Annotated in this window: 14 protein-coding genes and 1 pseudogene; 12 read left to right on the top strand and 3 right to left on the bottom strand. The window is 36.6% G+C overall.

The window, feature by feature from the left end:
* Positions 1-244 precede the first annotated feature (244 nt).
* From QMN76_RS08980 to QMN76_RS08945, 9 genes and pseudogenes are all read left to right on the top strand, one after another.
* Positions 245-961, top strand: a complete 717-nt coding sequence (locus QMN76_RS08980) for an MgtC/SapB family protein (protein WP_282024414.1) — start codon at positions 245-247, stop codon at positions 959-961.
* Positions 962-1,039: 78 nt separating this feature from the next.
* Positions 1,040-1,737, top strand: a pseudogene (locus tag QMN76_RS11020) (IS6 family transposase).
* 272 nt (positions 1,738-2,009) lie between these two features.
* Positions 2,010-2,672, top strand: coding sequence for a 50S ribosomal protein L25/general stress protein Ctc (locus QMN76_RS08975; RefSeq protein ID WP_084051590.1), 663 nt, complete (start codon positions 2,010-2,012; stop codon positions 2,670-2,672).
* A 29-nt stretch (positions 2,673-2,701) separates the two neighbouring features.
* Positions 2,702-3,274, top strand: a complete 573-nt coding sequence (pth, locus tag QMN76_RS08970) for an aminoacyl-tRNA hydrolase (protein WP_034340319.1) — start codon at positions 2,702-2,704, stop codon at positions 3,272-3,274.
* Between the two features lie 6 nt (positions 3,275-3,280).
* Positions 3,281-4,375 (top strand): redox-regulated ATPase YchF, encoded by a 1,095-nt coding sequence (gene ychF, locus QMN76_RS08965; RefSeq protein WP_034340316.1) that lies wholly within the window; start codon positions 3,281-3,283, stop codon positions 4,373-4,375.
* Positions 4,376-4,436: 61 nt separating this feature from the next.
* Positions 4,437-5,699, top strand: a complete 1,263-nt coding sequence (locus QMN76_RS08960; RefSeq protein ID WP_282024412.1) for a glutamate-5-semialdehyde dehydrogenase — start codon at positions 4,437-4,439, stop codon at positions 5,697-5,699.
* Positions 5,700-6,302, top strand: coding sequence for a nicotinate-nucleotide adenylyltransferase (locus QMN76_RS08955; protein ID WP_034340310.1), 603 nt, complete (start codon positions 5,700-5,702; stop codon positions 6,300-6,302). It abuts the gene before it with no gap.
* Between the two features lie 44 nt (positions 6,303-6,346).
* Positions 6,347-6,796, top strand: a complete 450-nt coding sequence (gene rsfS, locus QMN76_RS08950; RefSeq protein ID WP_282024410.1) for a ribosome silencing factor — start codon at positions 6,347-6,349, stop codon at positions 6,794-6,796.
* Positions 6,796-7,254: a 23S rRNA (pseudouridine(1915)-N(3))-methyltransferase RlmH gene (locus QMN76_RS08945; RefSeq protein ID WP_282024408.1), complete on the top strand. Its 459-nt coding sequence runs from the start codon at positions 6,796-6,798 to the stop codon at positions 7,252-7,254. The genes rsfS and QMN76_RS08945 overlap by 1 nt, the downstream gene beginning before the upstream one ends.
* A gap of 11 nt (positions 7,255-7,265) precedes the next feature.
* Here the strand turns inward: QMN76_RS08945 and QMN76_RS08940 are convergent, their stop codons facing one another.
* Entirely contained in the window at positions 7,266-8,003 is a 738-nt protein-coding gene (locus tag QMN76_RS08940; RefSeq protein ID WP_034340671.1) for a CHAP domain-containing protein, read from the bottom strand.
* Between the two features lie 373 nt (positions 8,004-8,376).
* On the opposite strand from QMN76_RS08940, the gene QMN76_RS08935 reads away from it, so the two are divergent.
* Both QMN76_RS08935 and QMN76_RS08930 read left to right on the top strand, forming a co-directional pair.
* Complete coding sequence (locus QMN76_RS08935) at positions 8,377-9,051, top strand: MBL fold metallo-hydrolase (RefSeq protein WP_235176853.1); 675 nt, start codon at positions 8,377-8,379, stop codon at positions 9,049-9,051.
* 57 nt (positions 9,052-9,108) lie between these two features.
* Positions 9,109-9,621, top strand: coding sequence for a DUF192 domain-containing protein (locus QMN76_RS08930; RefSeq protein ID WP_084051600.1), 513 nt, complete (start codon positions 9,109-9,111; stop codon positions 9,619-9,621).
* Between the two features lie 74 nt (positions 9,622-9,695).
* On the opposite strand, the gene dps is transcribed toward QMN76_RS08930, so the two are convergent.
* The gene (gene dps / locus QMN76_RS08925; protein WP_371827981.1) at positions 9,696-10,190 is read right to left on the bottom strand and encodes a DNA starvation/stationary phase protection protein Dps; all 495 of its coding nucleotides are present in this window, start codon (positions 10,188-10,190) and stop codon (positions 9,696-9,698) included.
* A gap of 515 nt (positions 10,191-10,705) precedes the next feature.
* Between dps and QMN76_RS08920 the strand changes: the two genes are divergently transcribed.
* Positions 10,706-11,668 (top strand): SDR family NAD(P)-dependent oxidoreductase, encoded by a 963-nt coding sequence (locus QMN76_RS08920; RefSeq protein ID WP_282024407.1) that lies wholly within the window; start codon positions 10,706-10,708, stop codon positions 11,666-11,668.
* Between the two features lie 107 nt (positions 11,669-11,775).
* Here the strand turns inward: QMN76_RS08920 and QMN76_RS08915 are convergent, their stop codons facing one another.
* Entirely contained in the window at positions 11,776-12,801 is a 1,026-nt protein-coding gene (locus QMN76_RS08915; protein WP_282024406.1) for a hypothetical protein, read from the bottom strand.
* Positions 12,802-13,184: the final 383 nt, after the last annotated feature.

The following is a 13,184-nucleotide window of genomic DNA, read 5'->3' as shown; positions in this document are numbered from 1 at the left end:
TAAACAAAATTATAATTCTTGCAAGAGAGGGTATGATGTTAAAGCGATCATACTCTCGCTTTGAACCATTTAGATATTTTACAGTTTTCTTTCTTGTACATAAGTTTATAAAAACTTAATAATTTGATAGTATCTATTGATTTTATAAAACTGTAAAATTATCTTCTTGCGGTTTTATCTTTTGTCGTTTCATTGAAAAAATAAAAATTTAGTCATTAAAGTTTATAGAAAAGGCAATGTCACAATGCAATTCATACAAAATTTTTCCTTTGTAGCTTTTTATGATACGACGTTGTCGCTGCTGATTGCTTTTGTTCTAGGAACTTTAATAGGCGCTGAACGTCAATATCGTCAAAGAACTGCGGGGTTACGTACAAATGTGCTGGTTGCAATTGGTGCAGCTACTTTTGTTGATCTTGGTCAGCGTATGGGGGGAAATGTTGAGGCGGTTCGTGTTATAGCTTATGTCGTTTCTGGGATAGGTTTTCTTGGTGCTGGTGTCATCATGAAAGAGGGCATGAATGTACGTGGTTTAAATACTGCCGCGACATTATGGTGTTCTGCTGCTGTCGGTTGCTGCGCAGGTGGGAATATGGTAACTGAAGCAGTAACACTCACTTTTTTTGTTATTTTTGGGAATACATTTTTACGCCGCTTAGCAAATGCCATCAATCGTATCCCTCTTAACGAGGAAACGGGTGAATCAACATTTGAAATACGCTTAAGTGTTGATCGGAAGGCAGCTCCAATATTGCGTGAATTGGTGGTGGATCTATTGGAAAAAGCACAATATCCTGTAAGTGATGTCGAATTTTTTGATCTTTCTGACGATCGTGTGGAACTCGTGGCTACTTTAATTAGTACAGCAATTGATAAAGAAGAAATTGAGGAAGTCGTAAAAGCATTGAGCAAACGAAAAGATGTATATCATGCCAATTGGGAAAGTAGTACTAAAGAATAAATGTCTTGTCTCAAATTTAGAGTGTAGTGCATTATCTGCTATAAGTATGAATGTAGTGTTGATATTTAAGAACGGACGATGCTTATTAAATTACGAAAGAAATTTATTTTAAGATCCAAAGATGATTTTAAAGATCGTCACTTTAATGGATTGATGATTACTCAAGCGATCAATTGGAATTTGCGCTATTCCTTAAGCTATGGAGATATTGTAGAACTCTCCTTAGAACGGGGGTGTAAGTGTTGATTATAGCACGTTAAATCGTTTGCTCTTTACAGTTATTATGCTCTCCTATTAGAAAAACGCTTGAGAGGTTTTAGAAAGCAGTATTGTGGTGCGATCAGAGTGGATAAACCTATAGCAAAGTCAAAGGTAATTGGAAATATCTATATAGAGCTATAGATAAGGATGGCACTTTGATTGATTTCTAGCTTACAGCAAGGCGTAATATACAGGCAGCTCAACGCTTCTTTGGAAAAGCATTCAAAGAAGGTACGCTTTTTGCACCAACCCATGTAGGCACTGATGCTTTTCCTTTTCCAAAAATCATACAGACCATGAAGAAAGAGGCTATACTCCCTAATCATTGTCTTCATGAGACAAAGAAATCCTTACAACAGCGCATAGAAAAAGATCATTTCAGATTAAAGAAGGTTATACCAAGGAATTGTGATTGCGTCTTTTTTACACAGCTAAAAAACACTCAAAGGATATGAAGCCATTCTCTGAATGAAAAAGGAATTGGATTCAAAGGAAAATGGATGATCAAAGACTAAATTAATTTCATTCAAATTCTCTTCGGATTAAATAATCCGCTTCTTTGTTAATTCGCCAATTCTGTACCAAAAAATAACCCAGTCTCAAATCCGCGACAAGACCTCATAAACTCCTTCCTCCACCGAATGAAAACGAAGAAGACGATAAAAAAGAAATCTTATATAAAGATATTTGCTTTTTCTTTATTTTTTCGTTAAAGGATAATTTGCACGAACACCCCTGGAGGTTGGTGCTTATTGTTTTGCCTTTTATATTCAAGGAGCTTTTTAAAGTGGCAGCGAAAAAATTTGTAGAGTTAAATGTTGAAATGCGTGCGAAGGCTGGTAAGGGGGCAGCGCGCGCAACACGTCGTGAAGGTCTTGTCCCTGGCGTGGTTTATGGTGGTAAATCTGAACCTGTAATGATTGCAATCGACCCACGCTTAATTATGCGTGAATTACACGGTTCTTGGCGTTCTCAATTGTACCAAATCCTTGTTGATGGTAAAAAAACATCAGTTGCATTAATGCGCTCTGTGCAAATGCATCCAGTAACAGACCGCCCATTACACGTTGATTTCCAACGTATGGTTGCTGGTCAACATATCCGTGTTGAAATTCCTGTTCACTTTATTGGTGAAGATGAATGCCCAGGTTTCAAACGTGATGGCGTTTTAAATACTGTATATCACTCTGTTGAAATTAACTGTGACGTTGATCATATTCCAGAAGCATTTGTTGCTGATCTTACTGGTTTAGATATTCATGATACCATCAGTTGGTCACAATTAAAGGGAACAGAAAATGTTACCCATACCAATCAAAATGAAGAAGATTTCGTGATTGCTAGCATTTCTGCTCCAACAATTGCTGTTGAAGTTGAAGATGAAGCAGCTGAAGGTGCAGAAGGCGAAACAGCTGAAGCAGCAACAGAAGCAGCAGCTTCTGAAGAGTAATCTTCTTTTAATTAATGAAAGAATAGATCATGTTACTGTTGACTGGGCTTGGTAATCCCGAGTCTGGAATGCAGGCAAATCGCCATAATATTGGTTTTATGGCGATCGATCGAATTGCGCAACGCCATGGTTTTTCCCCATGGCGTAAGCGTTTTCGTGGGGAAATTGCCGAAGGCACCATAGAAGGTGAAAAAATCCTTTTGTTAAAACCAATGACTTATATGAATCTTTCGGGGGAAAGTGTTCAACCAGCAATTGCTTTTTATAAAATCCCGTTGGATAATTTAATTGTTTTTCATGATGAACTTGATCTTCAACCTGGGCGTATACGCATTAAAAAAGGTGGGGGGGCTGCTGGTCATAATGGCTTGCGTTCTATTGATAAAATGATGGGTAATCAAGATTATTGGCGTGTTCGTTTGGGTATAGGTCACCCTGGGGACAAAGCGCGAGTAGCTGGTTATGTATTAAGTAATTTTTCCAAACAAGATCAGGAATGGCTTGAGCCATTCATTGATGCCGCCGCACAAGCATCTCCATTACTGGTTGCTAAAAACTGGGATGCTTATATGTCTAAAATTGCGTTGTTAACCAAGGAGTAAAACAACATGGGGTTTAATTGTGGTATTGTTGGATTGCCAAATGTTGGAAAATCCACTCTTTTTAATGCATTAACCGCAACTGCTGCAGCACAATCAGCAAATTATCCATTTTGCACAATTGAGCCTAATGTTGGTCGTGTGGCGGTGCCAGATACACGGTTGAATATTTTGTCACAAATTACGAATTCTAAACAAATTATTCCAACCAGTTTAGAATTTGTAGATATCGCTGGATTGGTTAAAGGGGCTTCCAAAGGGGAAGGTCTTGGTAATCAGTTTCTAGCGAATATTCGTGAAGTCGATGCAATTATCCATGTATTACGTTGCTTTGATAATGATGATATTACCCATGTAGAGGGCTCTGTTGATCCTATTCGGGATGCAGAAATCATTGAAACCGAATTGATGATTGCGGATTTAGAAAGCCTTGAGAAACGCATGATTGCGTTGCAAAAAAGAGCCCGTGGAAATGATAAAGAAGCTCAAGCAACTTTGGTTTTGGTAGAACCTTTAATCAAAGCTTTGCAAGATGGCACACCCGTGCGTGATGTCATTCCAGCAGGTGAAGAAACAGCTATTTCGCGTTTACAGCTTTTAACCAGCAAGCCAGTTTTATATGTATGTAATGTTGAGGAAGAATCCGCAGCGACTGGTAATGCATATTCAGCCAAGGTGCTGGAAATGGCCAAAGCACAAGGTGCCGAGGCTGTGATTGTTTCTGCTGATATTGAAGCCGAAGTAAGCCAGTTGGGTAAAGAAGATCAAATGGAATTCCTTTCTGGATTAGGATTGGAAAATAGCGGTCTGGATCGTGTGATCGCAGCGGGCTACCATTTGTTAAATCTAATTACCTATTTTACTTGTGGTCCCAAAGAAACCAGAGCTTGGACGATTTCTAAGGGCACCAAAGCACCACAAGCTGCGGCTGTGATTCATAATGACTTTGAACGTGGCTTTATTGCTTGTGAAACGATTGCTTATGATGATTTCGTTCAGTATAAAGGTGAAACTGGTGCAAAAGAAGCTGGTAAAGCACGTATCGAAGGTAAAGAATACATTGTCAAAGACGGTGACGTTTTACTCTTCCGTTTCAATGTATAATTTGCTTTACTAGTAAAATAATCGATTTTAGATGTATGGCTTGCCAAGGAAAGATATAACGATGGTCTCTGTCAGTTCAAATTCGGTGCAAACAATTACAGAGCTTGCACAAAAAGTCAGAGATGCTGCTTATCAATTGGCGCGTACCGATATTCAGCAGCGTAACCAAGCGTTACGCTGTGCAGCCAAAGCATTACGTGCTGCTGAAATAGAGATTTTGATGGTGAATGCTCACGAGGTCGCAAAAGCTGATGTGTCAGCGGCATTCAAAGATCGTATGACTCTAACTCATGAACGTTTAGAAGCGATGGCTAAGGGTTTAGAGAACATCGCCGAGCTACCAGACCCTTTAGGTAAAGAATTGGCCAGTTGGGATAGGCCGAACGGGTTGCATTTTAAACGCGTTTCTGTGCCTTTAGGTGTCGTTGGGATGATTTACGAAAGTCGTCCAAATGTCGGTGCCGATGCTGTTGGCATTTGTATTAAATCAGGCAATGGGATTGTTCTGCGTGGTGGGTCAGAAACGCATTTAACCTCTATGGCGATTCACAAAGCAATGCAACAAGGATTGATTGATGCGGGGTTAAATCCTGATTCCGTTGCGATGCCTCCTGACAGTAACCGTCAACATGTTATGGATATGTTGCATGCGGTTGGTGTTATTGATGTGATTATTCCCAGAGGGGGATACTCGCTGATTAAATTTGTCCAACAAGAAGCAAGAGTTCCTGTGTTGGCACATGCTGCGGGTTTATGCCACACGTATATCCATGAAAAAGCTGATTTTGACAAAGCACGTAGCGTGTTAGTAAATGCTAAAATGCGTCGCACTGGGATTTGTGGCGCAACAGAAACGCTTTTGATTGATCAAGCAATAGCAGGGGAATTATTGCCGATCCTAGTATCTGATTTGCAAAAACTTGGCTGTCGTTTTGTAGGTAATCAAGCTGCATGTAAGATATCTCAAAAAATCGAACGTGCTTCTGATGAGGATTTTGCTACGGAATGGTTGGATGCCGTATTATCCGTTGCTGTTGTCAAAGATATTGATGAAGCCATCCACCATATCGTGAAGTATGGCAGTGGTCATACCGAAGCAATCCTGTCCGAAGACGATAAATCAGTTCGATATTTTATGGATTCTGTCCCTAGTGCTGTGGTCATGCGCAATACGTCGACGCAGTTTTGTGATGGTGGAGAGTTCGGGTTTGGGGCAGAAATTGGGATTGCAACAGGCAGACTTCATGCCAGAGGCCCTGTTGGAATCGAACAATTAACCAGCTATCGTTATGAAGTGTATGGTGATGGTCAGGTGCGCGCCTAGATGATATCAATACCGACTTGGGGGGATCGCAGGAATATACGCGTTGGGTTGTTTGGTGGATCGTTTAATCCAATCCATGAAGGACATTTACAGCTTGCTAATCGTGCATTAAAATTTCTTCAACTTGACCAAGTGTGGTTAATGGTATCGCCTGGGAACCCTTTGAAAGTCGGAAAAGAGATGGCACCATTTAAAGAACGCTTTCAAATGGCTAAAGAACGCGTAACAGGTAGAAAAATCATTCCCACCGATATCGAATGCAGATTACATACACGGTATAGCTGTGATACGATTCGTTTATTAAAACAACGTTTCCCTTGCTGCAACTTTGTATGGTTGATGGGCGCAGATGGTTTGGCCCAAATGGCTTTATGGTCGCATTGGAAAGAAATATTAAAGATTGTGCCTATGGCAGTTTTCCCAAGACCATCTTATATATATAGTGCATTAAATGGACAGGCAGCACAATGGGCTCGAAGAGCTAGGTTGCCGTCTCGTTGTGCGACAATGTTGGCTGATTTGCAATCACCAGCATGGGTTTTTGTTCCAGCACCAGAGAACAGTATTTCAGCAACCGCGTTAAGACAACAACGCCAACAATGATTAAAACGCCTAAGTTAAGTAAGATTAAAAAGGAATAAACTTATATGAATGAACAGATTTCACGTAAAGAAGTCGTGCAAACAGGTCCAGAGCAAGCTGTTAAAAGAGTGTCTGTTTTAGATGAAGCCAAATTAAATCAAGTCGTTGCATTGATGGTAGAGTCTTTGGAAGATGACAAAGCCGATAACGTCATTGTTATTGATTTGGTTGGCAAGGCTTCTTTTGCAGATCGTATGATTATCGCAACAGGTCAAGTAGACCGTCAAATCCTTGCAATGGCAACCCATTTGGATAAATTATTATTTGAAAATGGTATTAAAAAAGTAACGATGGAGAAAAGTGCGGATTGGGTTTTATTGGATGCCGGCGATATTATTGTCCATTTATTCCGTGGAGAAGCACGTGAATATTATAATATTGAGAAAATCTGGAATGTAGAAATTACAGATGCACCACAATCTGCGGAAAAATTAAGCGAAGAACCTCAAGAATAATGTTTTCGATTATTGCCGTAGGTAAAATGCGGCAGAAAGCTGAACTTGAACTTGTGGATCGTTATTCTAAACGGATTCGCCCTAAACTTTCGATTATAGAAGTTGGTGAAGCAAAAGGCGGTCCAGAAGAAACCAAATATAAAGAAACACAAGCCTTGTTAAGTGCTGTGCCTAATCGTTCGGTTGTCATCAGCCTTGATGAGGGTGGGAAAAATTACAGTAGTCTTGTTTTTGCGAATATCATGCAAAAATGGATTGATGAATCCAGACCTATTTCTTTTTTAATCGGAGGGGCTGAAGGGTTGCATCATGCTGCCATTCAACGTTCTGATTTGGTTTTATCCTTGGGAAGCTTAACTTGGCCCCATATGCTTGTTCGTATTTTACTTGCTGAACAAATTTATAGGGCACAAAGCATTTTACAAGGGCATCCTTATCATCGACAAGGACGTCCTTAAATGTATGGATATTATTTGATTGAACGATCTGGTGCGTCAGCAAAGAAATCATCAGATACATTTGGGTTTAAAGCCACTTGGGTTTGAACTTTAGAGTATCCTTTGGTTGTTGCTGCATCAGCTGACCATGTTTTGATATTTTTGTTTGGCGCTTTACGTTTAGCAGTAACATTTTGTACACGACCACTATTTGGATAAATAAATCCATGTGTTGGATAGATACTTCCAAAATTACTTTTATCGCCATTCGTAGCAACACGAACTGCAGTCCAGTCATTGTTAGGAGATACGTCAATTACAGGAGTATCTCGGCTTATACCTCTTTGTGCCCAATGTGATTGATCGATAATGACTGTTCTAGAATCAATTACTTTTGTAACAACAGCAACATGTCCATAAGGCATCTTGCGTGTTGAGCGGAAACTTAGAACGCTGTTTGGTTCTGGAGCATTTCCACGATCGTAGACGCCTGCTGCATTAGACCACCAATTTCCTGCATTACCAGATAATTGCACATCAGAGGCAGAGCGTGCAAACGCTACACATTGGATAACATTACCACCATGTCTGCCACTTCTATGTCTATAGCTTACTTTACGGGTTTTAAAATGGCTTTTTTTTGCGCTGTGGCTACTTTTACTTTTTAAAGAAACTTTTTGTGCATGAGCGCTTTTGCTTGCATGATGAGAAGTTTTTTTAGTTATATGATGTGTAGTTTTAGCTTGTGCATAAGAGGTTGAAACAACCATACATGAGAACATTAAAAGAAATGAGGAAAATTTCGTTTTAGTATTACGATGCACATAGACGTTTTTCATTCGGCAACCCTATAAAGTCTTAAATCTTAATTGTTGTGGAAATGTATATCCTTCATACGGACAGGGTTTGTTTAGGTCAAGATAAAATGTAGATAATTCTAATTTTTTTAGATTTTTGAAGGTGTTGTGTCGTTTTTTGATGTAACACTGCAACAAAATAAACATAAGAAAATAGACTAAATAAACCTAAAAATTCATTATTATTGGATAGATAAGGGAAATACTTTATTCTTTTTATGAAGATTACAGTATTGTTTATGCTAAAAGTAAAATTATAATTTTTTAAAATAATATGGAGCGTTTTTTGTTTCTTTCAATTGCATCTTTAAGAATAGAGATTATGCCTGTAACAATGTTACGTCAAAATTGTATGTTGATATGGGATCAAGGTCTGAAAAAAGGTATTGTCAGCGATCCTGGTGGGGATTTGCCTTTGATTATTCAGGCTATTGAAGCGGATGATATAGAGATACAAGCAATTTTATTAACACATGGTCATTTTGATCATGTCGGCGTTACCACAGCCTTACAACATTATTTACAAGATAAATACCAAAAAGAAATCCCTATCTTAGGTCCTTCTCAAGAAGACCAGTTTTTACTTGATAAAGTTCAGCAAGATGTACTTAATTTTGGTACTAAGATAGATAATGCTCAAAATGTAAAACCTACACGTTTTTTAAATGATAAAGAAAAACTTTCTTTTGATGGCATTAATTTGGAAGTTCTGCACGTTCCTGGTCATACACCTGGTCACATAGTTTTTTATGAGCCTAAGGCGCGTTTTATGATCACAGGGGATGTATTATTTAAAGGAACAATCGGCCGAGCTGATTTTGCTTATGGTAACGAAGGGTTACTTATAAAAACAATCAAAGAAAAATTACTTCCCCTAGGCGATGATATATATGTATTACCAGGGCATGGGATTGGTAGTACTATTGGTTTTGAAAGATTAAATAACCCGTTTTTAATTTAAAGGAATATATTTAAAGTGAAAAAGCATTTTATTCATTTAGCGCTAGCGTCAGTATTGATGGTAGGTTTTGGATATGGCTCACTGGCTATAGCTGAAAATATCGAGCATGATATTATGAAAGCTCAACCTGAGTTAGCAAAGCAACCTTTGACGATTATAACTAAAGATGCTCAAAAGCACGAATTTTCGGTTGAAATTGCAAAAACCCCTCAAGAGCAGGAAGTTGGCGAAATGTTTAGAACCAATATTCCTGATAATGGCGGAATGTTGTTTATTTGGCCAGCCCCGCAAGGTAGTAGCATGTGGATGAAAAATACGGTAGTACCTCTAGATATGGTATTTATTGATGCAAATCATCGTATTCAAGCTATTGCTGAAAATACGATTCCATATAGCTTGGCGCCGATTAGTAGTCATGGTGCAGTGATCGCAACTTTAGAGCTTAAAGGTGGGATAACTGAAAAGTTAGGTATCAAGGTAGGAGATACGATTGAAAGTCCTGCACTTGAGGCTGACAAGGCAGAATTAATGAATAAACATGTTGTTAAGCAAGAAACTAAAAAGAAATAAGCTCTAAAACAAAAAAGAATCTTTATAGTTACTATAAAGATTCTTTTGATATCAAGTGAAATAAACTTGTTATATTATACAGGTTTATGAGCTTCTAAAAACCATAATTGTTTATCTAGTGCTCTAGAAATCCCTGTAAATAAATCAGCTGTATTGGCATCACCTGCTTCATCAGATTCATCAATCGCTTTACGAACAGCATTAGCAAATACACCATAACGTTCGATAAGTGCATGAATGTGATCTTCTACTTTATAGATATCAGTAGGATAGGGATTAATTTTTGATGTTTTGGTAATATTTTGTGATGTACCATAAGCTGTTCCGCCAAGGGCTGTGATACGTTCAGCCATTTCATCATTAAAAGTATCTAATTCACCACGGAATCCATCAACCATTTCATGAACGCCGATGAATTGAGGCCCTTTCATATTCCAGTGTGCTTGCTTAGTCAAAAGTGCCAAGTCCAAACCATCAGCCAGGCGTTCATTTAATAATTGAACAATAACTGTTTTGGTATTAGAGGGTAAATTATTTAAAGTAGGGTGTAATTTATTTTTAGGCATAATAAGAACTCCTTATAAAAAATTATATTAAAGTATAAGTGTAACTTAGCTACTTTGACAATAAACTATTCAAGATATTTGTATATTAATTAATATTCATAACGCTAATCGATAATATTAATTGATTGAATATTTTGAATGTTACGCTTTAAAAAATTAGAGATAAAAACCTAATAATTAACATTTTAGTTTTTTATTAAAAGTTTATAGTTTTTTAATTAAGATATTATTTGTGTCGATACCATTTTAAAAATAGAAAAGAGAAGGTAAGATTAGTATCTAAATATTTAAAATAAGATGCTTTTCCTAATATTTAAGTGATTCAATTTAAACTTTATATATTGGATGATTTTCAAATCGAAATATAATAACTATATGTACGATTTTTATGTATGGATAATAATAATCTTGCTATTAAATAATTTTACAGTGACAATTAATTATATTTTGTTAAAACAAGATAACCTCATATAAGGGCATATATTTATATTCGTTTATTATTATACTAGGATGTTAATGTGGTTTTTTTAATAACAGGGGCCAGTGGTTTTATAGGTTTTCATCTTGCAAAAGCATTACTGGCACGTGGAAATACCGTGATTGGTATAGATAATCTTAATGATTACTATTCACCTTTATTAAAACAAGCCCGTTGTGATCAATTAAAACAATTCCAAAATTTTTATTTCTATCAAATGGATATTGCTGATCAACCTGCAATGGAGAGTATCCTCAAACAACATCATGATATTAAGATTATCTTTAACCTCGCGGCTCAAGCTGGAGTGAGATATTCTCTAGAAAATCCGTTTGCTTATATTCAAACAAATATCACAGGCCATTTAACTATTCTTGAATTGGCACGTCACTTGCCAAAATTGCAGAGAATTTTCTATGCATCATCGTCATCTGTGTATGGATTAAATAAACGCCTTCCTTTCAGTGAGCAAGATCGTGTCGATCGTCCAAGCTCTGTGTATGCGGCATCAAAACAATCTGCCGAGCTTTTATCTTTTACGTATCACCATTTATACGGACTAAAACAAACAGGTTTGCGTTTTTTTACGGTTTATGGCCCATGGGGTAGACCTGATATGGCATATTATCTTTTTGCCAAAGCTATTGCTGAAAATAAACCGATTACTCTATATGAAGGTGAGAATCTGTCACGCGACTTTACCTATATAAGTGATGTTATTGATGGGTTAATCAGTTTGCTGGAATGTCCTGATTTAGATGGGTATGAAATTTATAATATTGGAAATAGTCGTCAAGAACAGGTAGAAAATCTCATTACTTGCCTTGAGAAGAGTATGCAAAAAAAAGCAAAGATAAACCGTATTACTCGTCCAAATACAGATATAGAAGCTACCTTATCTGATATTACGGCGATTTATAAAAAAACTGGTTGGTCACCAAAAACTAGATTAGACGAAGGCATTCGATATTTCACTGATTGGTTTCAAAATTTTAATAATTAAAAATAATTATGAATCTGTAATAATAAATAATTAACTGGTTAAATTTATAAAAGGGAAATAATTTAGTCATTTCCCTTTTATCACTATAAGTCTATATAAAATATATTTTAAGATTGTGAGATTGTATCTCTGCGTGTTCTTGTGCCCCATAATCCAAATAATGCACTTACAATAGCACCAATTACAAGATTAATAAAGCCCCATAAAGCCATACTAGACATTACTTTTGCAGCTTGATCTGCTTTCTCTTTGGCTTCTTTTTTAAAGGTAATATAGCTTTGCTTAGCATGCTGCAAATTGTCTTCTAGGCTATTAATTCTTTGTTGAACTTCGTCCATCGTATTATTGTATAAATTAATATAATTATCGACGGCTTTATGCACTTCTTTGTTGTTTAATTCAGAATTACTAGCAATAGTTTGTTCAATTTGCTCACGATTAATTGGTTGTGCGATGGCTTGACCCCGTTTTTTTAATTTTTCTACTAGTTGAGAAATTAAAGTATCGGCTTGATTTGGATTCATTCCAATATCTTTGATGGTTTGTGTTAAATCATTTTTAGTATCATTAAGTTGTTTCTTAAGATAATTAGGTTGTAATGTTGGAATATTAGTTTTTTCTAAAACATCTCTGACATTTTGATCCACATTATTGGTATTAATATTAGTGTTAATATTCATTTCACCAAAAATCTTTTTTCCAATATCAGCAGTTTTATCAATCCCACCTCCTGTTGCAGACGCAAGACCACCAATTACATTTCCTGTTGTAGAAACAGTTGATCCAACAACTGATCCAACAGTTTGAATAACTCCACCAATAATAACAGAGCTTAAAATTGCACTGATAACAAAAGAAGTGGCCCAGACTAAAAAGCCATGAATAACACCATCACTTCCTGCTAAACGTCCTGCAATAAAGGCACCTAAGCCAAGGCTGACTAATGTAATAATAATCGTCCAGACAAGAAAACTAGTGCCAATGTGACTAGCCGTATCTGAAGTGCGAGGGGAAATGACAGCGGCCCCCAGCATCATTAATGCTAGATAAACAGCAATAACAGCAAACACGCCAGCAATGATGCTGCCCCATGAAATACGTTTTTGCAAAGTTGTAATATTATGATCGTTCATAGTGATTCCTAAAATAGAGCTGAAGATAAATATTCTTGAAATAATATTAATTGTAAATATATGTTTAAAACAAATAAAATACTATATTTATAGCTATTAATTAATAAATGTGATTTTTAATCAACAATTTTGTTAATATAATTTTATATTTGTTAATTATTTATTAATAATATTAATATTTTATTAATGTTTCTTTTAAAATGGCGTTGAGGTATGGATTCCTTAATAGGGCCAAGAATGGGATGTAATTCATAACTTATTGTAAATGTGTTGTTTTACAGAAAGTTTAAGAAACTTTAACAAAATATTAAGAATCTTATTGACGTTGCTGGTGAGTTTATGTAGAAGTGTTTTTACCGAAGCGGTGTTGATTAAAACTTCTT

The organism is Commensalibacter papalotli (ex Botero et al. 2024) (assembly GCF_947179115.1).
Taxonomy (GTDB): Bacteria; Pseudomonadota; Alphaproteobacteria; order Acetobacterales; family Acetobacteraceae; genus Commensalibacter; species Commensalibacter papalotli.
This window is presented reverse-complemented; position numbering and strand designations above follow the sequence as displayed.

What these genes read in the sequence shown, in the direction of transcription:
- QMN76_RS08980 (WP_282024414.1), top strand. Translation starts at nt 245, where the DNA reads ATGCAATTCATACAAAATTTTTCCTTTGTAGCTTTTTATGATACGACG.
- pth (WP_034340319.1), top strand. Translation starts at nt 2,702, where the DNA reads ATGTTACTGTTGACTGGGCTTGGTAATCCCGAGTCTGGAATGCAGGCA.
- ychF (WP_034340316.1), top strand. Translation starts at nt 3,281, where the DNA reads ATGGGGTTTAATTGTGGTATTGTTGGATTGCCAAATGTTGGAAAATCC.
- QMN76_RS08960 (WP_282024412.1), top strand. Translation starts at nt 4,437, where the DNA reads ATGGTCTCTGTCAGTTCAAATTCGGTGCAAACAATTACAGAGCTTGCA.
- QMN76_RS08955 (WP_034340310.1), top strand. Translation starts at nt 5,700, where the DNA reads ATGATATCAATACCGACTTGGGGGGATCGCAGGAATATACGCGTTGGG.
- rsfS (WP_282024410.1), top strand. Translation starts at nt 6,347, where the DNA reads ATGAATGAACAGATTTCACGTAAAGAAGTCGTGCAAACAGGTCCAGAG.
- QMN76_RS08945 (WP_282024408.1), top strand. Translation starts at nt 6,796, where the DNA reads ATGTTTTCGATTATTGCCGTAGGTAAAATGCGGCAGAAAGCTGAACTT.
- QMN76_RS08940 (WP_034340671.1), bottom strand. Translation starts at nt 8,003, where the DNA reads ATGGTTGTTTCAACCTCTTATGCACAAGCTAAAACTACACATCATATA.
- QMN76_RS08930 (WP_084051600.1), top strand. Translation starts at nt 9,109, where the DNA reads ATGGTAGGTTTTGGATATGGCTCACTGGCTATAGCTGAAAATATCGAG.
- QMN76_RS08915 (WP_282024406.1), bottom strand. Translation starts at nt 12,801, where the DNA reads ATGAACGATCATAATATTACAACTTTGCAAAAACGTATTTCATGGGGC.